The sequence below is a fragment of the uncultured Microbacterium sp. genome (genome assembly GCF_947489255.1).
Taxonomy (GTDB): Bacteria; Actinomycetota; Actinomycetes; order Actinomycetales; family Microbacteriaceae; genus Microbacterium; species Microbacterium phycohabitans.
This window is the reverse complement of the sequence record NZ_CANLCY010000002.1, coordinates 688477-711716: the sequence shown is the minus strand read 5'-3', so window position 1 is coordinate 711716 and position 23240 is coordinate 688477. Positions and strand designations below refer to the sequence as shown.

The window sequence follows — 23240 nt, the reverse complement described above, 5'->3', positions numbered from 1 at the left end:
CCCGGTCAGGAGCCCGCGTCCGCGGCGAGGTCTTCGACGCGCCGGCGCAGCTCGCGCGGGCGGAACGGCTTGGTCAGGTAGTCGTCCGCGCCGGCCTCGCGTCCCATGCGCTGCTCCGCCTCATCGGCGCGAGCGCTCACCATCAGGATGCGCGTGTCGCTGAATGCCCTGATGCGCCGCGCGGTCTCGAAACCGTCGATGCCCGGCATGCTCACGTCGAGGGTCGTGACCACCGGTTCGTGCCGGCGGACCAGTTCGATGCCGTCGAGCCCGGTGCTCGCGGCGTGCACCGTGAACCCCGCGCTCTCGAGCACGGCGGACACGAGCGTGCGGATGTCGAGGTCGTCCTCGATCACCACCGTGGTGCGGGTATCGGGCATGGCGGAGCTTTCGTCGGGAGGGAGAGAGCGTTCCCACCTGTGAGGAATCGTAGACGACGCCGCGCGGCGGCGCGCGGGGGTGCCGGCGGCGGCGCGGTATGGCATCCTCTTCGGGTGCCTCTTCTCGCGCTGACGGGTGGGATCGCCTCCGGCAAGTCCACCATCTCCGCCCTCTTGGCCGAGCGCGGCGCGGTCGTCGTCGACGCCGACGCGATCGTGCGGGAGGTGCAGGCGCCCGGCTCGGCCGTGCTCGCCGCGATCGCCCGGGAGTTCGGAGACGAGGTGCTCACCGCCGACGGTGCGCTGGACCGGCCCGGTCTCGGAGCGCGCGTGTTCGGTCATCCCGACCGGCTGGCCACTCTGAACGCGTTGGTGCACCCCGCGGTGAAGGCCGAGTCGCAGAGGCGTTTCGACGAGGCGTTCGCCCGGGACCCGCGGGCCGTGGTGGTCTACGACGTCCCGCTGCTCGCGGAGGCGCGCGCCGGCGACGCCTGGGACCTGGTGATCGTCGCGCACGCTCCGGTCGAGACGCGCGTTCGGCGTCTCATCGACGATCGCGGTCTCACCGAGGCCGACGCCCGTGCCCGCATCGGCTCGCAGGCCTCCGACGAGGAGCGGCTGGCGCTGGCGGACGTGGTGATCGACACCGCCACGACGATGGATGCCACGCGGCGGCAGGTCGACGACCTCTGGGCGCGGATCTCCCCGACCGCGTGACCGGGGTCGCGGCCGGCTCGTCGACGCGCCGGTGAGCTGAGCAAGGCCCTCGTGCTCGCGGACGGCGAACGCAAGCCGACCCCGATGTCGGAGGCCCCGCCTACGCTGGAATCATGCAGCCCACTCGCTCCGTCCGTCCTTTCGAGGTCATCAGCGAATACTCCCCGTCCGGTGATCAGCCGCAGGCCATCGCAGCGCTCGCCGGGCGCATCAACGCGGGCGAGACCGACGTCGTGCTGCTCGGCGCCACCGGAACGGGCAAGTCCGCGACCACGGCCTGGCTCGTCGAGCAGGTGCAGCGCCCGACCCTCGTCCTGGCGCACAACAAGACCCTCGCCGCGCAGCTGGCGAACGAGTTCCGCGAACTCATGCCGAACAACGCGGTCGAGTACTTCGTGTCGTACTACGACTACTACCAGCCCGAGGCCTACGTGCCGCAGACCGATACGTTCATCGAGAAAGACAGCTCGATCAACGCCGAGGTCGAGCGGCTGCGTCACTCGACGACCAACTCGCTGCTCTCGCGTCGCGACGTCGTCGTCGTCTCGACGGTCTCGTGCATCTACGGCCTCGGTGCCCCCGAGGAATACCTGCGCGCCATGGTCGCCCTGCAGGTGGGAGAGCGGTACGACCGCGACGCGCTCATCCGCAAGTTCATCTCGATGCAGTACAACCGCAACGACGTCGACTTCTCCCGCGGCAACTTCCGCGTGCGGGGCGACACGATCGAGATCATCCCGGTCTACGAGGAGTACGCGATCCGCATCGAGATGTTCGGTGACGAGATCGAGGCGCTGTACACCCTGCATCCGCTGACGGGCGACGTCATCGAGAAGATGGACTCGGTGCCGATCTTCCCCGCGTCGCACTACGTCGCGGGCACGGAGACGGTGCAGCGGGCGATCGGCACCATCGAGCACGAACTCGCCGAGCGCCTGAAGGAGCTCGAGTCGCAGAACAAGCTGCTCGAGGCGCAGCGGCTGCGCATGCGCACGACCTTCGACCTCGAGATGCTGCAGCAGCTGGGCTTCTGCTCGGGCATCGAGAACTACTCGCGCCACATGGACGGCCGCATGGCGGGCGACCCGCCGCACACGCTGCTCGACTTCTTCCCCGACGACTTCCTGCTCGTGATCGACGAGTCGCACGTGACCGTTCCGCAGATCGGTGCGATGTACGAGGGCGACGCGTCGCGCAAGCGAACGCTCGTCGAGCACGGCTTCCGTCTGCCCAGCGCCATGGACAACCGTCCGCTGCGCTGGGACGAGTTCAAGGAGCGCGTGGGGCAGACGGTCTACCTCTCGGCCACCCCGGGGCGCTACGAGATGGGGATCGCCGACGGCGTCGTGGAGCAGATCATCCGCCCCACGGGGCTGGTCGACCCAGAGATCATCGTCAAGCCCTCGAAGGGGCAGATCGACGACCTTCTCGAGGAGATCCGGGTGCGCGTCGAGCGCGACGAGCGCGTGCTCGTCACCACCCTCACCAAGAAGATGGCGGAGGAGCTCACCGACTTCCTCGGCGAGCACGGCGTGCGCGTGAGGTACCTGCACTCGGATGTCGACACCCTGCGACGCGTCGAGCTGCTGACGGAGCTGCGAGCCGGGGTCTACGACGTGCTCGTCGGCATCAACCTGCTGCGCGAGGGTCTCGACCTCCCCGAAGTCTCGCTCGTGGCGATCCTCGACGCCGACAAGGAGGGATTCCTGCGCAGCGGGACCTCCCTCATCCAGACGATCGGCCGTGCGGCGCGAAACGTCTCGGGCGAGGTGCACATGTACGCCGACAAGATCACCGATTCGATGCGCAACGCCATCGACGAGACGGAACGTCGGCGCGAGAAGCAGATCGCGTACAACACCGAGCACGGCATCGATCCGCAGCCGCTGCGGAAGAAGATCGCCGACATCACCGAGGTGCTCAACCGCGAGGCGACGGACACCAAGAAGCTGCTCGCCCGCAACGACAAGGCGGGCAAGGGCAAGTCGCCGACGCCGTCGCTGCGGCGCACGGGGATCGCGGCCGAAGGTGCGGATCAGCTCGAGTCCACGATCGCCGACCTCACCCAGCAGATGCTGGCCGCCGCCGCCGAGCTCAAGTTCGAGTTGGCGGGGCGTCTGCGCGATGAGGTGCAGGACATGAAGAAGGAGCTGCGCGCGATGGAGCGGGCCGGGCACGCTTGACCCGGGGAAGAGCGGGCCGGGCACGCCTGACCCGGGGAAGGACGACCGGTGGAGCAGCGCGTCACACTGATCACCCTCGGCGTGCGTGATCTCACCCGGGCGGTCACCTTCTACGGCGCACTCGGCTGGCATCCTCACCCGGCCTCCGTCGACGGTGAGGTGGCCTTCTACGACACCGGCGGGCTCGTCGTCGCGCTCTGGGTGCGGGACTCCCTGGCCGAGGATTCGCAGGTCGTGGACGGGGGCGGGTGGGGAGGCGTCACCCTGGCGCACAACGTCGGTACCGAGGCCGAGGTCGACGCGATCCTGGAGGCGGCCCGATCAGCCGGGGCGAGACTCGCGCGAGGTGGCGCTCCCACGGCTTGGGGCGGCTATTCCGGCGTCTTCGTCGATCCCGACGGCCACCCGTGGGAGGTCGCGGTCAATCCCGGGTGGCCGTTGGATGCGCACGGGCGTCCGCGGTTGGGATGACGCGGGCGGGCGAGGAGTCGCCGCCGTCAGGGGCAGTGCAGGAGCGGCTTGGGGCCCGTCCGGTCGACCGTGTGCTCGGCCATCGCGTGGCCGCACAGGGGGCACGGGCGTCCCGTGCGCACGGGCTCGGGTGTGGTCTCGTACGGGCCGACGGATGCCGGTCCCGCGACGCGGATCAGTCGGGTGTTGAGGTACTGGTACCAGCCGCCGGCCTCGCGCACGCGTGCGCGGAGCGATGGGCGATCGGCATCCTTTCGTGTCATGATCATTAGTGTACTAACTATTCGAAGGAGGAGGCGATGGACGATCCCCTCAAGCTGGAGAATCAGGTGTGCTTCGCCCTCGTCACCGCGGCGCGGAACGTGGTGGCGATCTATCGGCCCGTGCTCGAGCCTCTCGGGCTGACGCACCCGCAGTATCTCGTGATGCTCGCCCTGTGGGAGAGCGCCCCGAGGTCGCTGGGAGCGCTGGCCGCGGAACTCGCGATGGAGCCGGCGACCCTCTCGCCCCTGGTGAAGCGTCTCGAGGCGCAGGGGCGGGTGGTGCGCCGGCGTCGTGCCGACGACGAGCGGGTCCTCGACATCGACCTCACCGACGAGGGGCGGGCGCTGCGCGCTGCGGCGCTCGAGGTGCCGGGGAAGATCATGCAGCGCGTCGGCGCCGACGAGCATTCGCTCATCGCCCTGCGCGACGGTCTCGCTCCGTTCGCGGCGCCCGTGCGCGACTGAGCGACGTCGTCGTCGTCTCGCGGTCCGATGGCGCCTCTCCGCGATGCGGGACATCGGACGAGACGGGGGCCTCGGACCGCCGGTGACGGGACACGGCCGTCCTCCGCCGGAGCGTCCGACCGGACGCGGCGGGTCGGGAGTCGTTCCGCCGAGCCCGTCCCGCGGCCCGAGCGGGGCGGGAGCCTCGCACATCCGTGCGCTCGGGGCGAACCCGGGGCCGATGTCGGAGGGTCGACCTAGACTTAACAGGTGCCGATCGTTCCTGTCTCTTCGCCCTCGTCGTCCGCGAATTCCGCCAACAGCGGCAAGCTCAGCGTCCGGGGTGCGCGCGTCCACAACCTCAAGGACGTCGACCTCGACATCCCGCGCGATTCGCTGGTCGTCTTCACGGGACTCTCGGGCTCGGGCAAGTCGAGCCTGGCCTTCGACACGATCTTCGCGGAGGGTCAGCGGCGGTACGTCGAGTCGCTGAGCGCCTACGCGCGCCAGTTCCTCGGGCAGGTCGACCGCCCCGACGTCGACTTCATCGAGGGTCTCAGCCCCGCGGTGTCGATCGACCAGAAGTCGACCAACCGCAACCCGCGCTCGACGGTCGGCACGATCACCGAGATCCACGACTACATGCGTCTGCTGTGGGCGCGGATCGGCGTGCCCCACTGCCCCGACTGCGGGGCGCGCATCCAGCGGCAGACCGTGCAGCAGATCGCCGACCAGCTCATGGAGCTGCCCGAACGCACGCGCTATCAGATCGTCGCGCCGGTGGTCACGCAGAAGAAGGGTGAGTTCGTCGACCTCTTCAAAGAGCTGAGCGCCAAGGGCTACGCCCGCGCGGTCGTCGACGGCGACCTCGTGCAGCTGTCGGAGCCGCCGACGCTGAAGAAGAGCTACAAGCACGACATCGCGGTCGTGGTCGACCGGCTCGTGGCATCCGGAGACATCCTCAGCCGCGTGACCGACTCGGTCGAGACGGCAATGGGCCTGGCCGGCGGCATCATGCAGGTCAACTACGTCGACGAAGAGGGCGACGACGCCTGGCAGTCGTTCTCCGAGAAGCTGGCCTGCCCCAACGGGCACCCGCTGCAGCTGACCGAGATCGAGCCGCGCACCTTCTCGTTCAACGCCCCGTTCGGGGCGTGCCCGGTCTGCTCGGGTCTCGGCACCCGCATGTCGGTCGATGTCGACCTCATGCTCGGCGACGAAGAGCTCTCGATCCGCGACGGGGCGATCCTGCCGTGGACCACGCAGGGCAAGGGCCTGTTCCAGTACTACGAGCGGCTGCTCGAGGGCCTCGCGCGCGACCTCGACTTCTCGCTCGACACCCCGTGGAAGAAGCTGTCGAAAGACGTGCAGCAGGCGGTTCTGCGCGGCGAGAACTACAAGGTCACGGTCAAGTGGAAGAACCGTTACGGCCGCGAGATGCGCTATTCCTCCGGTTTCGAGGGAGTGGTGCCCTACATCGAGCGCCAGTACCTGCAGGCCGAGTCCGACACGCAGCGTCAGCGCTGGTCGGAGTACCTGCGTGAGGTCCCCTGCGCAGTCTGCGACGGTGACCGTCTCAAGCCCGAGGTCCTCGCGGTTCTCGTCGACGACACCTCGATCGCGGCCGCCTCGCGGATGAGCCTCGCCGACGCGCGCGAGTTCTTCGCCAACCTCACGCTCACCGATCGCGAAGCCACGATCGCCGCCGCGGTCCTGCGCGAGATCCGAGCGCGGCTCGACTTCCTGCTGCAGGTGGGCCTGAACTACCTGAGCCTCGGTCGCGCGGCCGGCACGCTGTCCGGTGGCGAGGCCCAGCGCATCCGCTTGGCGACCCAGATCGGTTCGGGGCTCACGGGCGTGCTCTACGTGCTCGACGAGCCGTCGATCGGACTCCACCAGCGCGACAACCGCCGCCTGATCCAGACGCTCGAGACGCTGCGCGATCTCGGCAACACGCTCATCGTCGTCGAGCACGACGAGGAGACCATCCACGCGGCCGACTGGGTCGTCGACATCGGACCCCGCGCGGGCGTCGACGGCGGCAACGTCGTGCACTCCGGCCCCCTCGCCGAACTGCTCACCGACGATCGCTCGCTCACGGGCGCCTACCTCTCGGGTCGTCGCGCGATCGAGGCGCCGAAGAAGCGCCGGAAGATCGACAAGAAGCGGCAGGTCACGGTCGTGGGCGCGCGCGAGAACAACCTGCAGAACGTCACGGTCGACTTCCCGTTGGGCGTGCTCACCTCCGTCACCGGTGTGAGCGGTTCCGGCAAGTCGACGCTCGTGAACGGCATCCTGTACGAGGTCCTCGCCTCCAAGCTCAACGGCGCGCGCCGGGTCCCGGGCAAGCACACGCGCGTGACCGGTCTCGACAACCTCGACAAGGTCGTGCACGTCGACCAGGCGCCGATCGGTCGCACCCCGCGATCGAACCCGGCGACCTATACCGGCGTGTTCGACCGCATCCGCACGCTGTTCAGCGAGACTCCCGAGGCGAAGGTGCGCGGCTACCAGGCCGGGCGCTTCAGCTTCAACGTCAAGGGCGGCCGCTGCGAGGCGTGCTCGGGCGACGGCACCCTCAAGATCGAGATGAACTTCCTTCCCGACGTGTACGTCGACTGCGAGGTGTGCCACGGCAAGCGGTACAACCGCGACACCCTCTCGGTGCACTACAAGGGCAAGAACATCGCCGAGGTGCTCGAGATGCCGATCTCGGAGGCCGCGGAGTTCTTCGAGCCGATCCAGGCGATCCACCGGTACCTCAAGACCCTGGTCGACGTGGGCCTCGGCTACGTCCGCCTGGGTCAGTCGGCCACGACCCTCTCGGGCGGCGAGGCGCAGCGCGTCAAGCTCGCGACCGAGCTCCAGCGCCGCAGCAACGGCCGTTCGATCTATGTGCTCGACGAGCCCACGACCGGTCTGCACTTCGAAGACGTGTCGCTGCTGCTCAGGGTGCTGAACGGCCTCGTCGACAAGGGCAACACGGTCATCGTCATCGAGCACAACCTCGACGTCATCAAGAGCAGCGACTGGGTCATCGACCTCGGTCCGGAGGGTGGTGCCGGAGGCGGCACGGTCGTCGCGACCGGAACCCCCGAACAGGTCGCGAAGGTCGAGGAGAGCCACACCGGCGCCTTCCTGGCCGAACTGCTCCAGACCGGACGCACGGGCACGCAGCGCAACACCGCGTCGGACGCGGACAGCGCCGAGCGGGAGCTCGTGAGCGCGGCGGGCTGAGCCATGGCCTCCGCCCCTGCGTCCGCATCGCGCAAACGGATGTCGCAGCTGCCCTACCGACCGAAAGCGGGGGAGATCCCCACGAACCCCGGTGTCTACCGGTTCCGGGATGCCGACGGTCGGGTGCTCTACGTCGGCAAGGCGAAGAACCTCCGCGCGCGACTGTCGAACTACTTCGCGCCGCTGCACTCCCTCCACGAACGCACGCGCCGCATGGTCACGACCGCGGCCAGCGTCGAGTGGACGGTCGTGCCCAGCGACGTCGACTCGCTGCAGCTCGAGTACATGTGGATCAAGGAGTTCGATCCGCCGTTCAACGTGCGCTACCGCGACGACAAGTCGTACCCGTTCATGGCGATCACGCTGGCCGACGAGGCGCCGCGCGTCATCGTCACGCGTAACCACAAGATCCGCGGGGCCAAGTACTTCGGGCCGTATCCGAAGGTGTGGGCGGTGCACGACACGATCGACCTCATGATCAAGGTCTTCCCGATCCGCACGTGCAGCGACTCCTCCTACAAGAAGGCCATGGCATCCGGTCGTCCGTGCTTCCCCGGGCAGATCGGCCGCTGCGGCGGGCCGTGCTCGATGAAGGTGACGATCGAGGAGCACCGCGCGGTCGTCGACGACTTCATCGCGTTCATGTCGGGCGGCGACCAGCGCTTCACGCGCGAGCTCACCGCCCGCATGAAGGAGGCCTCGGCGGCGATGGACTACGAGTCGGCCGCCCACTACCGCGACCGCCTGCAGGCCATCGACGCGGTGCTCGGAAAGAGCGCGCTCGTGCTCGCCTCCGACACGGATGCCGATCTCTTCGGCATCGCGGAGGACGAGCTGGCCGCGACGGTGCAGCACTTCGTCGTGCGCGGAGGTCGCGTCCGCGGTGTGCGCGCCACCACGATCGAGAAGGAGATCGACATCTCCGGGGCCGAGCTCGTCGACCAGGTGCTGCAGCGCACGTACGGCGATGCCGAGGCGACCGACATCCCCCGTCAGGTGCTCGTGCCCGAGCTGCCCGACGATGCGGAGCAGCTGGAGGACTGGCTGCGCGAGCGCCGTGGGCGCCCGGTGACCCTGCAGGTCGCGCAGCGCGGACGCAAGGCCGACCTGCTGAAGACCGCCACTCTCAACGCGCAGCAGGCGCTGATGCTGCACAAGACCCGTCGCACGAGCGATTACGTCGCCCGCTCGCAGGCGCTCACCGACCTGCAGGAGGCGCTCGGCATGACCGAGGCGCCCCTGCGCATCGAGTGTTTCGACATCTCGCATCTCGCGGGCACCAATGTCGTGGCATCCATGGTCGTGTTCGAAGACGGCCTGCCGCGCAAAGACCAGTACCGCTCGTTCGGGGTCGCCGAGACCACGGACGACACCGACTCGATGTACCAGGTGCTCTCGCGCCGACTGGCCTACCTCGACCGGCCCGACGAGATCGAGCCCGAGACGGTGAACGGTGCGATCGTGGCCGATCCCGAGTCGGAGGAGGCCACGAGCGACGGCGACGTCGTCACCGCCCGCAAACGTCCGCGCTTCGCGTATCGTCCGCAGCTGCTCGTCGTCGACGGCGGCCAGCCGCAGGTGGCGGCGGCGGCGCGCGCCCTGGCCGACGCCGGTCACGAGGAGATCGCGCTGTGCGGCATCGCCAAGCGTCTCGAGGAGGTGTGGCTGCCGAATGAGGAGTACCCCGTGATCCTGCCGCGCACCTCGGAGGCGCTGTACCTGCTGCAACGACTGCGTGATGAGGCCCACCGCTTCGCGATCGTCCACCAGCGCAAGCGCCGCAAGCGCGACATCTCCAGCGTCCTGTCGGAGGTTCCCGGTCTCGGCGACGCCCGCATCAAGGCCCTGCTGCGGCACTTCGGCTCCGTCTCGGCGCTGAAGAACGCGACCCCCGACGAGATGACGGTGCTCCCGGGCATCGGCCCGACGCTGGCCGAGGCCATCCACACGCACCTGTCTCGGTAGGCTGGACGAGACGACGGGAGGCGATCGCCATGGAACCGGCACGCGATGAGCCAGGTGAGGTGCTGATCGTCACGGGCATGTCGGGCGCGGGGCGCTCCACGGTGGCCAATGCGCTCGAGGACCTCGACTGGTATGTCGTCGACAATCTGCCGCCGCGCATGTTGCGGCCCCTGCTCGAACTGACCGAGCTCGCGGGCGGAGCCGTGCCGCGCGTGGCGGTCGTGGTCGACGTGCGCGGGCGTTCGCTGTTCGGCGATCTCCCCGAGGCGATGCGCACTCTGCAGGCGGGGCGCCAGGTGCGCGTGGTCTTCCTCGACGCCTCCGACGCCGTTCTGGTGCGTCGCTTCGAGGCGGTGCGACGGCCGCACCCGCTCCAGGGCGAGGGCACGATCCTCGACGGCATCCGCCGTGAGCGCGAGCGTCTGGCCCCGGTGCGCGAGGCCGCAGACGTCGTCATCGACACCTCGAGCCTGAACGTGCATCAACTGTCGCTGCGCACGGTCGCGCTCTTCGGCGAGGAGGGGGCGGCCCGGCACACGATCACGCTCATGAGCTTCGGCTTCAAGTACGGTCTGCCGCCCGATGTCGACCTCGTCGCCGACATGCGCTTCCTGCCCAACCCGTTCTGGAACGACGAGCTGCGTCCGCTGACCGGCGAAGACCCCCAGGTTCGGGAATACGTGCTGGGCCAGGAGGGCGCGTCGACCTTCCTCGACGCCTATTCGGCCGCGCTTCGGCCCGTCCTGGAGGGCTATCAGCGCGAGAACAAGCGGCATTCCGTGGTGGCCGTGGGGTGCACCGGGGGTAAGCACAGGTCGGTGGTGATGGCGCGCGAGCTCGCTGCACGTCTTGCCGATGTTCCGGGGGTGGCCGTCCGCGTGGCTCACCGCGACCTCGGTCGCGAGTAGGCTGTAACGTCGTCCCCGCCGCCCCCCACCCGAGGAGAACCGTGCCCCTGACCGCCGACGTGAAGGCCGAGCTCATCACCGTCCGCGACCCGCGCCCGACCGCGCGCGTCGCCGAGCTCACGGCCCTCCTGCGCTTCTCCGGTGGTCTGCACTCCATCGCCAACCGCGTCGCCGTCGAGGCCGAGCTGGACTCCGACGTCCTCGCCCGCCGTGTCGCCCGCGACCTGATGGAGCTGTACGGCGTGCGTCCCGAGCTGCACCACGTCCAGGGCTCCGGGGGACGTACCGGCGGTCACTTCGCGGTGCGCGTGATCGAGGCGGGAGAGACGCTCGCGCGTCAGACCGGACTGCTCGACCAGCGTCGTCGCCCCGTCCGGGGACTCCCCAACAAGCTCACGACCGGATCGCGCCCCGACCTCAGCGCCATCTGGCGCGGCGCGTTCCTCGCCAGCGGCACGCTCAGCGACCCGGGACGCTCGGCGGCGCTCGAGATCTCGTGCCCCTCGTCGGAGGCCGCGATGGCCCTCGTCGGAGCGGGCCACCGCATCGGCATCCCCGCCAAGGCCCGCGAGGTGCGCGGAGTGCCGCGCGTCGTCGTGCGCGACGGCGAGGCGATCCGCGGCGCCCTGTACGAGATGGGCGCCCGGCGCACCGCGGGGGAGTGGGACCAGATGCGTCAGCGCCGAGAGGTGCGCGCCGGCGTGAACCGCCTCGTCAACTTCGACGACGCCAACCTGCGCCGCTCGGCCCAGGCCGCGGTGGCCGCGTGCGCGCGCGTCGAGCGGGCCCTCGAGATCCTGGGCGACGAGGTGCCCGACCACCTGCAGCAGGCCGGCGAGCTGCGTCTCGCCCACCGCGATGCGAGCCTCGACGAGCTCGGCCACCACGCCGACCCGCCCCTGACGAAGGACGCCGTCGCCGGTCGCATCCGTCGTCTGCTGGCCATGGCCGACAAGAAGGCCGAGGCCGACGGCATCCCGGGCACTGAGGCCGCGGTCCCGGTCGGCGCCGAGGACTGACGCCCGTTCTCTCCGGATGCCGCGAGCCCGCGGCATCGGCACTCTTCGGCGTGCGGGACGGAGGCATGGCGCGGAGCCGCGGGGCCGCGGCTTGTTCCCGCTCGCGAGGCTGCGGTGATCTTCCGCCCGCCGGCGAGACCGCCGCACCCACGCGATGCTGCGGCACCTTCCCGTCCGCGCCCGCGAGGCCGCGCCATCCGCACTCCCTCCGCCGGCGCCGGCTCGCGGCATCCGGCCGGCGGGGAACGCTCGACGCGCCCGGGCGGATACTCCGCGTCCCGCGGGGAAGCAACCCTGTGGGTCGAGCGTTAGCCCTCAATAGGATGAAGACGTCACCCTCGCTGCTCGATCCTCGGCACGCCATCCCGGCGCAGAGGTCACGGCGGCGCCCGATTCGGAAGTAGAGAACATGGCGAAGTACACGCTGCCCGAACTGCCCTACGACTACTCGGCGCTGGAGCCGCACATCAGTGCGACGATCATGGAGCTGCACCACAGCAAGCACCACCAGACCTACGTCAACGGCGCCAACACCACTCTCGATCTCCTCGCCGAAGCGCGCGAGAAGGGCGATTTCGCCAACATCAACCGCCTGCAGAAGGACCTCGCGTTCAACCTCGGCGGTCACACCAACCACTCGATCTTCTGGACGAACCTCTCGCCCAACGGTGGCGACAAGCCCACCGGCGACCTCGAGTCGGCCATCGACGACCAGTTCGGTTCGTTCGACGCGTTCCGTGCGCAGTTCACCGCCGCCGCCCTCGGCGTGCAGGGCTCGGGCTGGGCGGGTCTGTTCTGGGACTCGATCGGTGAGAACCTCGTCATCCAGCAGTTCTTCGACCAGCAGGGTCAGATCGTCGCCGGTACCGTTCCGCTGCTGCTCCTCGACGTCTGGGAGCACGCCTACTACCTCGACTACAAGAACGTGCGCGCCGACTACGTGAAGGCGTTCTGGAACATCGCCAACTGGGCCGACGCCCAGGACCGCTTCGCCGCCGCCCGCGAGAAGACTACGGGTCTGCTGGTACTGTCGTAAACGGTGCGGCGTCCCGGTGGGACCCCCACCGGGACGCCGTTGTCCGCCAGCGAAACCGCAATCACGCGCTCATCGCGCACAACTGATTCAGGAGAAATTCCGTGACCGTCAAGATCGGAATCAACGGCTTCGGCCGTATCGGACGCAACTACCTCCGCGCGGCTCTCGCGCAGGGTGCCGACCTCGAAATCGTGGCGGTGAACGACCTCACCGACAACAAGACCCTCGCGCACCTCCTCAAGTACGACTCCGTGGGCGGCGTGCTGTCCGAGGACGTCTCGTACACCGAAGACTCCATCACGGTCGGCGACAAGACCATCAAGGTCTTCGAAGAGCGCGACCCCGCCAACCTCCCCTGGGGCGAGCTCGGCGTCGACATCGTCATCGAGTCGACCGGCCGTTTCACCAAGGCCGAGGATGCCAAGAAGCACGTCGCCGGCGGCGCCAAGAAGGTCCTCATCTCGGCTCCGGCCACGGGTGACGACGCCACCATCGTCATGGGTGTGAACGAAGAGACGTACAACCCCGAGACCGACGTCATCATCTCGAACGCCTCGTGCACCACGAACTGCCTCGCCCCGCTGGCGAAGGTCTTCGAAGACGCCTTCGGCATCGAGCGCGGCTTCATGATGACGGCGCACGCCTACACCGCCGACCAGAACCTGCAGGACGGCCCGCACAGCGACCTGCGTCGCGCCCGCGGTGCGGCGATCAACATCGTCCCCGCCTCGACCGGTGCCGCCAAGGCCATCGGCCTGGTCCTGCCCGAGCTCAACGGCAAGCTGAGCGGCTCGTCGTACCGCGTTCCGGTTCCCACCGGCTCCATCGTCGACCTCACGATCGTCACCCCCACAGAGGGTCTGACCGTCGACCAGGTCAACGAGGTCTACAAGAAGGCCGCTGCCGAGGGTCGCCTCAACGGCATCCTGCAGTACACCGAGGACCCGATCGTCTCGAGCGACATCCAGGGCAACCCGCACTCGTCGATCTTCGACGCGGAGCTGACCAACGTCAGCGGCAACCTCGTCAAGGTGTCGTCGTGGTACGACAACGAGTGGGGCTACTCGAACCGTCTCGTCGACCTGACCGAGTACGTCGCCGAGCGCCTGTAACCCTTCATGGCTCTGCGCACCCTCGATTCGCTGGGGTCGCTCGCCGGCACGCGCGTCATCGTCCGTTGTGATCTGAACGTCCCCCTCAAGGACGGCGTCATCACGGACGATGGCCGCGTGCGCGCGTCGCTGCCGACCCTCAACGCCCTGATCAACGCCGGCGCGCGTGTGATCGTGTGCTCGCACCTCGGCCGCCCCGACGGGGCGCCCGACCCGAAGTACTCCCTCGAGCCGGTCGCGCAGCGCCTGTCCGAGCTGCTCGGCCAGCCCGTCGCGTTCGCGCGCGACACGGTGGGCGAGTCGGCTCAGGATGCCGTGGCCTCGCTCGAAGACGGAGACGTCGCCGTCATCGAGAACCTCCGCTTCAACGCGGGGGAGACCTCGAAGGACGAGTCGGAGCGCCAGGCCTTCGCGCGGGAGCTCGCCGCTCTCGGCGACGCCCTCGTGTCCGACGGCTTCGGCGTCGTGCACCGCAAGCAGGCGAGCGTCTACGACCTCGCCCAGATCGTGCCCTCGGCCGCGGGTCTGCTCATCCAGAAGGAGCTCGAGGTCCTCGACCGCCTGACCGAGAACCCCGAGCGTCCGTACACGGTCGTGCTCGGCGGATCGAAGGTCAGCGACAAGCTCGGCGTGATCGAGCACCTGCTCCCGCGCGTGGACAAGCTCCTCGTCGGCGGCGGCATGATGTTCACCTTCCTGGTCGCCGAGGGGCACAAGGTCGGCTCGAGCCTGCTCGAGAAGGATCAGATCGACACCGTGAAGGGCTACCTCGCCTCGGCGAAGGAGCGCGGCGTCGAGATCGTGCTCCCCGTGGATGCCGTGGTCGCGGCGTCGTTCTCGGCGGACGCCGAGCACGTGGTCGCCGACGCCGACGCCCTCGAGGACACCGCCTTCGGTGCCGCGGGTCTCGGCCTCGACATCGGACCCCGCACCGCGGAGCTCTTCGCCGACGCGATCCGCGCTTCGCGCACCGTCTTCTGGAACGGCCCGATGGGCGTGTTCGAGATGAAGGCGTTCGAAGCCGGTACCAAGACCGTCGCCCAGGCGCTCACCGAGGTCGACGGCCTCAGCGTCGTCGGCGGCGGCGACTCCGCGGCGGCCGTGCGTCAGCTCGGCTTCGCGGACGACCGGTTCGGTCACATCTCCACCGGCGGTGGCGCCAGCCTGGAGTTCCTCGAAGGCAAGAAGCTCCCCGGACTGGAGGTCCTCGGATGGCAACAGTGAACAGAACCCCCCTCATCGCGGGCAACTGGAAGATGAACCTCGACCACCTGCAGGCGGTCGCGTTCGTGCAGAAGCTGCACTGGACGCTGAAGGAGGCCAAGCACGAGAACGGCAGTGTCGAGGTGGCGGTCTTCCCGCCGTTCACCGACCTGCGCACCGTGCAGACGCTTCTCGACGCCGACAAGATCGAGTTCGCGCTCGGTGGTCAGGACCTCTCGGCTCACGACTCCGGTGCCTACACCGGTGAGATCTCGGGCCAGTTCCTGGCGAAGCTCGACGCGACCTACGTGATCATCGGTCACTCGGAGCGCCGGCAGTTCCACCACGAGACCGACGAGATCATCGCGGCGAAGACCCAGGCGGCTCTGCGCCACGGTCTCGTCCCGGTCATCTGCGTCGGCGAGACGTCGGAAGACCTGGAGAAGTTCGGCGCCAGCGCCGTTCCCGTGGGTCAGCTGGAGGTCGCTCTCGAGGGTGTGGCATCCGATGCCGACATCGTCGTGGCGTACGAGCCGGTCTGGGCCATCGGCTCGGGCCAGGCGGCGACGCCCGACCAGGCACAGGAGGTCTGCGCCAAGCTCCGCGCCGTCGTCGCGGACAAGCTCGGCGCCGATGCGGCCGCGCGCACCCGCGTGCTCTACGGCGGTTCGGTGAAGTCGGGCAACATCGCCGGCTTCATGCGCGAGCCCGATGTCGACGGAGCCCTGGTGGGCGGTGCGAGCCTCGTCGTCGACGAGTTCGCGGCGATCATCCGCTTCCAGAAGCACGTCGGCGTCTGACGCCCTTTCCGGATGCCCGCGGCACCTCGCCGCGGGCATCCGTGCGTCTGAGACGCGTCCCCGTATACTTGACGCTTGTGCGGTCGTCCGGCCGCGCGCGAAAGGCTTTCGACAGTGCAGATTCTCGAGTTCGTCCTGCAGGTGCTCCTGGGCATCACCAGCCTCCTGCTGACCCTGCTCATCCTGCTCCACAAGGGTCGCGGCGGCGGTCTGTCCGACATGTTCGGCGGCGGCATGAGTTCCGCCCTCGGTTCGTCGGGCCTGGCCGAACGCAACCTCAACCGATTCACGATCGTGCTCGCGCTGGTGTGGTTCGTCACCATCGTCGGCCTCGGTCTGCTGACCAAATTCGCGGAGATCTGACATGGCCACTGGCGGCAATGCCATCCGTGGCTCGCGCGTCGGCGCGGGCCCCATGGGCGAGCAGGATCACGGCTTCCACGCGGACCGCGTGGCCGTGTCGTACTGGGACGCCCTCGGCAACGAGACCGTCCGCTACTTCGCGGCGGGCATCCCCGACGACGAGATCCCCGAGACCATCGACTCGCCGCACTCGGGCCTGCCCGCGGGCCGCGACAAGGCGAACCCGCCGGCGCTGGCCAAGGCAGAGCCCTACAAGACGCACCTCGCCTACGTGAAGGAGCGCCGCAGCGACGAAGAGGCCGCTTCGCTCCTCGACGACGCCCTTCAGCAGCTGCGCGAGCGTCGCGGACAGTAACGACTCGCGCGTTCATGACAGAAGGGCCGGATGCCATGGCATCCGGCCCTTCTGCCGTTCACGGCGTCCGAGGACGGACGCCTCTTCGTTCACGGCGGCCGCTCAGCGGACGGGGGAATCCGTGACGATCGTGGTCCACGGGCCGGGCGGCACGTCGACGTCGTCGACGAATGCCCAGTCGACGCGGTCGCCGTCGCCGTCGAGCTCGGCGAAACCGAGGCAGCCGTTGAGGGCGGGGGAGACGTCCAGGCCCGCGCCGTTGTAGCGCCCGTTGGCCGGCCGGCGGTCGTCGGAGCCGAAGACGTACGCGCTGTCGCGGTACTCGCCGGGTCCGGCATCCTGGATCTGTCCGTAGCAGAGGCGGTCGCCCTTGCGCAGCACGACCCAGCGGTTCTTCATCAGGCTCGCGGAGCGGTCGTCGACGAGTGCGGCATAGGGCGCCTGATCGGCCCAGGGGACGACCTCGCCGCGGGTGGCGAACCCCTCGTCGTCGTTGACGTCATCGAAGGGCAGGTCGAGGTAGAACGGGTTCTGCTGCGGCGTCATGCGGGTCGGGAAGTAGCCGTTGTCGGCGGTGCGGGCCTCGGTGTCGCACCTCTCGCCGTTGACGACGCCGTCGCATCCGCCGTACGAACCCAGCCAGTCCGAGTCGTAGGTCGAGATCCGCTGGCTGCCGTCGGACGCCTGGGGGTCGAACACCTCCCCGACCCAGAAGGTCGTCGAGACGATCCCGGTGTGCCAGGGGTAGCCGGTGTCGGGGAGCGGCGCGAGGGCGGGTGCGCATCCGGTCGCGCCGGCGACGGCGACCACCCCGAGGGCGATCGCCGTCGCCGAGCGCGAGCGCGGTGTCATCCGGTGACGTCGCTCTCGGTCGGACGGAACACTTCGAGCGGGCCCTGCGGAGTGGCCGGCGCCGACGTGTCGAGCGGGGCCGTCGTGCTCATGACGGTCAGCGGCGGGGCGCTGGAGCTGTCATAGAGGGCGAGGTCGTCGGTGCGCAGGGTGCCGTTGCCGAAGATGGTCAATGCGAAGCTGATGCCGTTGTAGCCCGCGGGGATGGCCGCGGTCGTCCAGTCGGCCTCGGTCCAGGCTCCCGCCGCGGCGAACCAGGGGCTCGAGGTCCAGTACGACCACATGCCGCTGGTGGACCGCAGGTAGACCGCGAACTGGGTCGGCCCGCTCGACTGGTACCACTCGCGCAGCACGTAGGTCTTGCCCGGGGTGACCGTCGGCGAGCACTGACCGAGGTCGAACTGCGGCAGGAGCTTCGCGTCGCCGTCGGTGTACCCGGTCATCGAGATGCCGCTGGCGATGTTGCCGGTGTGCGCGGGGGAGCCGGTGCTGAAGGACGGCGTGTTCGTACCGTAGCCCCCTCGCATCCAGCAGTCGGGGGCACCCGTCTCCATGCTGGGATTGACGATGCCGTTGGTCGAGCCGGTGGGCGCGGGGACGGCGGGACCGTCGACGACGGGCTTGGTGGTTCCGCCGATCACGCTCCCGATGGTCTTGACGACCGTGCCGGCCGCCTGCCGGGTCTTCAGCCACGACAGGAACTGGGTGAACGTCGACGTCGTGACGGCGAGGTCGCTGCAGGCGTCGTCGCACACGTGGTGGAACGTGTACTGCACCCACCCGCCGCCGTTGTTCTCGGCGTTCGTGACGCCCTGCTTCAGATCGTCGAGGGTCCAGGTGGCGTCGACCTGATCGAGGGCGGCGAGGGCGTAGGGGGCGGCGGGACGCGTCTTCTCGGCGTAGGCGCAGTCGGGACACCCGAAGCGGCTCTTGATGTCGCCGAGGAGCCGGCCGCTGTTGTACCCGCATGCGGCGACCGCCTTCTCGACGTCGGGCGTGCTCGAGGCGAAGGGGTAGGCGAAGCTCTTCACCGTGAAGCCCCACGAGGTGAGGTTCTTGCGGTCGAGGCAGATCTGCCGGGTCGCCTCGTCGACGCTCACCGTGGCGAGGTCGGGGTGGTTGACGGTGTGCCCGCCGATCTCGTGCCCGGCGTTCTTGAGGGTCGTGAGATCGGCGCGCGTCATGTGTCCCGGGGCGCCGATGAAGCCGGACGGCACGTAGAAGGTCGCCTTCATCGCGTTCGCCTTCAGCGCGGCGAGCGCGTTCAGCTGATCGGCGTTGGCGTCGTCGAAGGTGAGGCTGACCACGGTGCGGGTCGCCGCCTCGGCCGGCGGGGGTGCGAGCGCGACCGACGCTCCCACCACCACCGCGAGCGCCGAAACGAGGGCGAGCGCGCGCCGCCAGCGCGGGGGGACGGTCGTGGGTGGACGCCGTCGATCGGTGCGGAGGTCTCGTCGGAGCATGGGAGTGGCCTTTCGTGCGGAGCGAGGGGGAAGGACGGCACCGCTCACGACACCGTCACCGACTTGGCGAGGTTGCGGGGCTTGTCGACATCGCGGTGCAACCGCAGGGCGAGCTCGCGCGCGAAGAGCTGCAGCGGCACCACGGTCTCGAGCGGACCCCAGGAGGGTCCGGTCCGGGGCAGATGCAGGGGCACCCCGCCCACGGTGAGCACGCGTTCGCCGAACCGGATGACGCGACCCCCGCGCGCGGTGACCTCGGCGATGTCGACGTCGAGCCGGGGATCGCCGTTGTCGACCACGAACACCGGGGTGCCGGCATCCACCAGGGCCAGGGGGCCGTGCTTCAGCTCGCCGGCGGGGTAGGCCTCCGCCCAGCGGTACGACAGCTCCTTCAGCTTGAGTGCGCCCTCGGCCGCGTAGACGAGCCCCGCACCGCGGCCGAGGAAGAGGAACCCCGACGCCCGGGCATACTCGGTGGCCAGCTGAGCGCACGGTCCCCGCCACGCGTCGAGCGCGGCGGCGAGCGCATCGGGGGTCGCGGCGAGGGCACGGAGGTCGGCGCCCAGGCGCGCAGAGTCGGTCCGGTCGAAGACGGACAGTCCGGAGAGGGCCACGCACACCCCGGTCAGCACCTGCGCGACGAAGGTCTTGGTCGCGGCCACTCCCACCTCCGGGCCGGCCAGGCAGTCGATGACCGCGTCGGAACGACGGGCGAGGGTCGAGGAGGGGTTGTTCGTGAGGGCGAGGACGGTGCCGTGGCGGGGCGGGAGGGCGTCGAGGGCGCGAAGGACGTCGGCGGTCTCGCCCGACTGGCTCATCGCGATGACGAGGGTGCGCGGTTCCCACACCTCGTGCGCGGCCTCGCTGGCCACGAGCGTACGCGTGGGCAGGCCGCCGAGGCGCGCGAACACCCCCGCGAGGGCGCGGCCGGCGTGCAGCGACGTGCCGCAGCCGAGGACCGTGACGCGGTCGATGGTGTCCAGCGACGGCAGACCGAGGCCCCGCCACAGCGAACCGTCGACGATACCCGGGGCGAGGGCCTCGAGCACGCGGCGGGCGACGACGGGCTGCTCGTCGATCTCGTTGCCCATGTGGTCGCGGTGGCGACCGGTACTGGCCAGCAGCGCGGTGCGGGGGACTGGCCAGAGCCCGCGCGGTCGGCAGCTGCCCCCCGCGCGGTGCCAGCGGGTTCCGGCGGCGTCGACCTCGACGACGTCGTCGTCTTCGAGCACCCGGAACTGGGCGACCTCGGGCGCGACCGCCCCGACGTCGCTGGCGAGGTAGGCGCCGTCGGCGGTTTCGGCGTAGATGAGCGGTGAGCCGTGCGCTGTCGCCGCGAGGGCACCGATGCGCGCGTCGAGGGCGACGACGGCCCACGAGCCCGAGAGCTGGCCCGTCGCTTCGGCGAGCGCGTCGCCGAGTCCGACGCCGGGGCGCTGCGCCTGTTCGATGAGGTGCACGATGACCTCGCTGTCGACCCCGGTGGCGAAGCGGTGCCCGGCGGCGACGAGCTGCGCCCGCAGCGCGTCGGCGTTGTCGACGATGCCGTTGTGCACCACGTAGAGCCGACCGCTGCAGTCCTCCAGGGGGTGGGCGTTCGCCTCGCTCACCTCGCCGTGCGTCGCCCATCGGGTGTGCCCGATCGCCGCGGTCGTGGCATCCGTCGTCTGTTCTCCGGTCACCACCGCGAGAGCCGCCACGCCGCTGAGGGTGCGGGCGTGCAGGGGGCTCCCGTCGGGTCGCCGGGCGGCGATCCCGGCGGAGTCGTAGCCGCGGTACTCGAGGCGCTCGAGGGCGGAACGGGCGCGGGATGCCGCGGCGGCGGGGCCGCGGTAGGCGGTGATCCCGCACATCAGACGACGCCCCGGAACGATCCGGCTCCGGCGAGGGGCATGGCATCCGATCCGAGACGCTCCCGTGAGAGCAGGTCGGCGGCCACGCGCATGATCGTCGTGGTGAGCGGGGTCGTGGGTTCGTAGCCGACGAGGTCGTGCGCCTTGGTGTTGTCGGGGACGCGGCGGCGCATGTCTTCGAAACCGGCGGCGTAGGCCTGCTCGTAAGGAACGAGTTCGATCTCGCTGCGGCTGTCGAGGGTGGCGATGATCTCACGCGCCAGATCGAGGATCGAGATCTCGCGCGCACCGCCGAGGTTGTAGGCCTGTCCGCGGGCGCGGGGGTCGCGTTCGATCCGCACCATGGCCGGGACGATGTCTTCGACGGCCGAGAAGCAGCGCGTCTGGAGGCCGTCGCCGAACACCGTGAGGGGGTGCCCGCGCAACGCCTGGCCGACGAGGTTGGGCAGAACCATGCCGTAGCGGCCCGTCTGGCGGGGACCGACGGTGTTGAACAGCCGCACGATCGCGACGTCCAGCCCCTCCTGGTCGCAGTACGCCTTGGCGAAGGCCTCGTCGATGCCCTTGGCCCCCGCGTAGGTCCACCGTGAGAGCAGGGGGTCGCCGAGCACGCGGTCGGAGTCCTCGCGCAGGCGGTCGGCGGTGTTCTTGCCGTACACCTCGCTCGTGGAGACCAGCAGCACGGACGCCTTGTGCTCGATCGCCGCCGTCAGCACGTTCTCGGTGCCGTGGATGTTGATGCGGAGCCCCCGCAGCGGCTGTTCGACGATGAGCTTGACCCCGACCGCCGCCGCGAGGTGGAACACGCGGTCGCAGGAGTGCATCGCCTGGGCGACCGTCTTGCTGTTGAGGATGGAGCCGTGGATCATCTCCAGCCGCGGGTTGTCGGCGACGCCGGCGAGGTTGCGCGCCGAGCCGGTGGAGAGGTCGTCGAGGACGACGACGTCATCGCCGGCCGCGAGGAGGTGCTCGACGAGGTGGCTGCCGACGAAGCCGGCGCCGCCGGTGACCAGCGTGCGCGTACGCCCGCCCGCCGTCGACGGGAAGACCGGGACGCCGCTCACAGCAGCACCCGCCCCGCGATGTCGTCGCTGCGGTAGGTGCCGTCGACCACGAGCGCCTCGCCGTCGAGCCAGGCCAGGTCGCAGTCGTGGTGGCGCGTGTGCACGAGCACGACGTCGGGATGGAACCCTCCCGGATCGGCCAGGGAATCGCGCTCGCGACCCGAATCGAGGTGGATGTGCGGGGCGTGGGTGTCGACGTACTGCACCTCGGCGCCCACGTCGATGAGGTGGTCGATGATCTCGAGCGCGGGCGACTCGCGCAGGTCGGCCACGTCGGGCTTGTAGGTCACCCCGACGATCAGGATGCGAGCCCCCAGCGTGCCCTTGCCGGCGCGACCGAGCACGTCGCGGATGCGTTCGACGACGCGGCGCGGGCGGGCGGCGATGCGCGTCATGGCCTCCGTGATGACCCCGGCGTCGACGTGCAGGGCCTTCAGCTGCCAGAGCAGGTAGTGCGGATCGCACGGGATGCAGTGTCCGCCCACCCCGGGGCCGGGATAGAACGCCATGAAGCCGTACGGTTTGGTGCTCGCCGCCTCGATCACCTCCGTCACGGGCACGTCGAGAGCGCTGCAGATGTCGGCGAACTCGTTGGCGAGGGCGATGTTGACCGCGCGGAAGGTGTTCTCGAGCAGCTTGGTCATCTCGGCCGTCGCGAGGGACGAGACCCGGTGCACCCGAGCGGCGTAGCGCGAGAGCAGCTGGGCCCCTCCTTCTTCGCACCGGGGGGTGGCGCCGCCCACGACGCGCGGGACGACCTCCTGCGCGAAGCCGACGTTGCCCGGGTCGATGCGCTCTGCGCTGAAGGTGACGAAGACGTCGCGGCCGATCTCGAACCCGCGATCGCGCAGCGGCTGCTCGACGAGGTCGTGCGTGCAGCCGACGTAGGTGGTGGAGGTCAGCATGATCAGCTGCCCCGGGCGGGCCGCGGCGACGACGGTGGCGCACGCGGCCCGCAGGGGAGCGAGGTCGGGGACCTGCTGGTGATCCACCGGTGTGGGGACGCACACGACGACGGCGCTCGCCCGCGACAGCTCGCTCACGTCACCGGTCAGGCGGAACTCGCCCGGGCGACGGAGAGCGGCATCCAGGCGCTCCCGGTCGGTGTCGATGAGGTCGGCGCCGCGGGCGGCGATCGTGCGCAGCCGCCGCGAGGAGACGTCCAGGGCGAGCACGCGCGAGCCGCTGGCATGGTAGGCCAGCGCCGTCGGCAGCCCCACGTACCCCAGGCCCACGATCGCGACGTCGAAGTCGAACCGGGGTGGCACGGGGGCGATCGGGGTCTGCGGCACGGGGGTCGCTTCGGCGCGCACGTCGAGTGTGGACATCGTCATCCTCCAACAGCGGGGTCCGAGGGGGCGATGGGGGGCCAGGCCCCCTCGGACGATTCGGGTGGTGCGGGTGGGGCGACCGATCGGGTGGGTCGGCGCTGATCCGGGGCCCACACTGATCCGGGCCCCCGCGCCGGTCAAGGACGCCGATCGGATCATGCGGGATGCCGCCGACCGCATCGCGATGTGCGGGACACCGCAACGGCGAGTGCGGGCCGGCT

The 23240-nt window shown here is 69.8% G+C and carries 21 protein-coding genes; 14 read left to right on the top strand and 7 right to left on the bottom strand.

What is annotated here, in order from left to right; translation table 11 throughout:
- Window positions 1–5: 5 nt before the first annotated feature.
- Window positions 6–380, bottom strand: a complete 375-nt coding sequence (locus Q0818_RS07285) for a response regulator (protein WP_298873103.1) — start codon at window positions 378–380, stop codon at window positions 6–8.
- A 114-nt stretch (window positions 381–494) separates the two neighbouring features.
- Between Q0818_RS07285 and coaE the strand changes: the two genes are divergently transcribed.
- From coaE to Q0818_RS07270, 3 genes are all read left to right on the top strand, one after another.
- The gene (gene coaE / locus Q0818_RS07280; protein ID WP_298873100.1) at window positions 495–1097 is read left to right on the top strand and encodes a dephospho-CoA kinase; all 603 of its coding nucleotides are present in this window, start codon (window positions 495–497) and stop codon (window positions 1095–1097) included.
- 113 nt (window positions 1098–1210) lie between these two features.
- On the top strand, window positions 1211–3280 hold the full coding sequence (gene uvrB, locus Q0818_RS07275; protein ID WP_298873098.1) for an excinuclease ABC subunit UvrB: 2070 nt from the start codon (window positions 1211–1213) through the stop codon (window positions 3278–3280).
- Between the two features lie 48 nt (window positions 3281–3328).
- Complete coding sequence (locus Q0818_RS07270) at window positions 3329–3751, top strand: VOC family protein (RefSeq protein WP_298873097.1); 423 nt, start codon at window positions 3329–3331, stop codon at window positions 3749–3751.
- A gap of 26 nt (window positions 3752–3777) precedes the next feature.
- Here the strand turns inward: Q0818_RS07270 and Q0818_RS07265 are convergent, their stop codons facing one another.
- Window positions 3778–4020, bottom strand: coding sequence for a hypothetical protein (locus tag Q0818_RS07265; protein WP_298873095.1), 243 nt, complete (start codon window positions 4018–4020; stop codon window positions 3778–3780).
- 30 nt (window positions 4021–4050) lie between these two features.
- Between Q0818_RS07265 and Q0818_RS07260 the strand changes: the two genes are divergently transcribed.
- The 11 genes from Q0818_RS07260 to Q0818_RS07210 all read left to right on the top strand — a co-directional run bounded on the left by Q0818_RS07260 (window position 4051) and on the right by Q0818_RS07210 (window position 16456).
- Entirely contained in the window at window positions 4051–4479 is a 429-nt protein-coding gene (locus tag Q0818_RS07260; RefSeq protein ID WP_298873093.1) for a MarR family transcriptional regulator, read from the top strand.
- 249 nt (window positions 4480–4728) lie between these two features.
- Entirely contained in the window at window positions 4729–7695 is a 2967-nt protein-coding gene (uvrA, locus tag Q0818_RS07255; RefSeq protein ID WP_298873091.1) for an excinuclease ABC subunit UvrA, read from the top strand.
- Window positions 7696–7698: 3 nt separating this feature from the next.
- Window positions 7699–9660, top strand: coding sequence for an excinuclease ABC subunit UvrC (gene uvrC, locus Q0818_RS07250; RefSeq protein ID WP_298873089.1), 1962 nt, complete (start codon window positions 7699–7701; stop codon window positions 9658–9660).
- A 29-nt stretch (window positions 9661–9689) separates the two neighbouring features.
- Window positions 9690–10568, top strand: coding sequence for an RNase adapter RapZ (gene rapZ / locus Q0818_RS07245; protein WP_298873088.1), 879 nt, complete (start codon window positions 9690–9692; stop codon window positions 10566–10568).
- A 41-nt stretch (window positions 10569–10609) separates the two neighbouring features.
- On the top strand, window positions 10610–11587 hold the full coding sequence (gene whiA, locus Q0818_RS07240; protein ID WP_298873087.1) for a DNA-binding protein WhiA: 978 nt from the start codon (window positions 10610–10612) through the stop codon (window positions 11585–11587).
- A 409-nt stretch (window positions 11588–11996) separates the two neighbouring features.
- Window positions 11997–12623, top strand: a complete 627-nt coding sequence (locus Q0818_RS07235; RefSeq protein ID WP_298873086.1) for a superoxide dismutase — start codon at window positions 11997–11999, stop codon at window positions 12621–12623.
- A gap of 101 nt (window positions 12624–12724) precedes the next feature.
- Window positions 12725–13735 carry a type I glyceraldehyde-3-phosphate dehydrogenase gene (gene gap / locus Q0818_RS07230; protein WP_136585807.1) on the top strand — a complete coding sequence of 337 codons (1011 nt, stop codon included), beginning with the start codon at window positions 12725–12727 and terminating at the stop codon, window positions 13733–13735.
- Between the two features lie 6 nt (window positions 13736–13741).
- On the top strand, window positions 13742–14959 hold the full coding sequence (locus Q0818_RS07225) for a phosphoglycerate kinase (protein ID WP_298873085.1): 1218 nt from the start codon (window positions 13742–13744) through the stop codon (window positions 14957–14959).
- Window positions 14947–15738 carry a triose-phosphate isomerase gene (tpiA, locus tag Q0818_RS07220; protein ID WP_298873084.1) on the top strand — a complete coding sequence of 264 codons (792 nt, stop codon included), beginning with the start codon at window positions 14947–14949 and terminating at the stop codon, window positions 15736–15738. Before Q0818_RS07225 ends, tpiA begins: the two co-directional genes overlap by 13 nt.
- 114 nt (window positions 15739–15852) lie before the next feature.
- The gene (gene secG / locus Q0818_RS07215; protein ID WP_056232190.1) at window positions 15853–16101 is read left to right on the top strand and encodes a preprotein translocase subunit SecG; all 249 of its coding nucleotides are present in this window, start codon (window positions 15853–15855) and stop codon (window positions 16099–16101) included.
- 1 nt (window position 16102) lies between these two features.
- Complete coding sequence (locus Q0818_RS07210) at window positions 16103–16456, top strand: RNA polymerase-binding protein RbpA (RefSeq protein WP_055955187.1); 354 nt, start codon at window positions 16103–16105, stop codon at window positions 16454–16456.
- Between the two features lie 102 nt (window positions 16457–16558).
- Here the strand turns inward: Q0818_RS07210 and Q0818_RS07205 are convergent, their stop codons facing one another.
- Genes Q0818_RS07205 through Q0818_RS07185 form a run of 5 tightly spaced genes read right to left on the bottom strand, consistent with a single transcriptional unit; the run spans window position 16559 to window position 23016 of the window.
- Window positions 16559–17308: a hypothetical protein gene (locus Q0818_RS07205; RefSeq protein ID WP_298873082.1), complete on the bottom strand. Its 750-nt coding sequence runs from the start codon at window positions 17306–17308 to the stop codon at window positions 16559–16561.
- Entirely contained in the window at window positions 17305–18771 is a 1467-nt protein-coding gene (locus Q0818_RS07200) for a polysaccharide deacetylase family protein (RefSeq protein WP_298873080.1), read from the bottom strand. The genes Q0818_RS07205 and Q0818_RS07200 overlap by 4 nt, the downstream gene beginning before the upstream one ends.
- A 44-nt stretch (window positions 18772–18815) precedes the next feature.
- Complete coding sequence (glmS, locus tag Q0818_RS07195) at window positions 18816–20624, bottom strand: glutamine--fructose-6-phosphate transaminase (isomerizing) (RefSeq protein ID WP_298873078.1); 1809 nt, start codon at window positions 20622–20624, stop codon at window positions 18816–18818.
- Window positions 20624–21688, bottom strand: a complete 1065-nt coding sequence (locus Q0818_RS07190) for a GDP-mannose 4,6-dehydratase (RefSeq protein ID WP_298873076.1) — start codon at window positions 21686–21688, stop codon at window positions 20624–20626. The genes glmS and Q0818_RS07190 overlap by 1 nt, the downstream gene beginning before the upstream one ends.
- Entirely contained in the window at window positions 21685–23016 is a 1332-nt protein-coding gene (locus Q0818_RS07185; protein ID WP_298873075.1) for a nucleotide sugar dehydrogenase, read from the bottom strand. Before Q0818_RS07185 ends, Q0818_RS07190 begins: the two co-directional genes overlap by 4 nt.
- Between the last annotated feature and the right edge of the window lie 224 nt (window positions 23017–23240).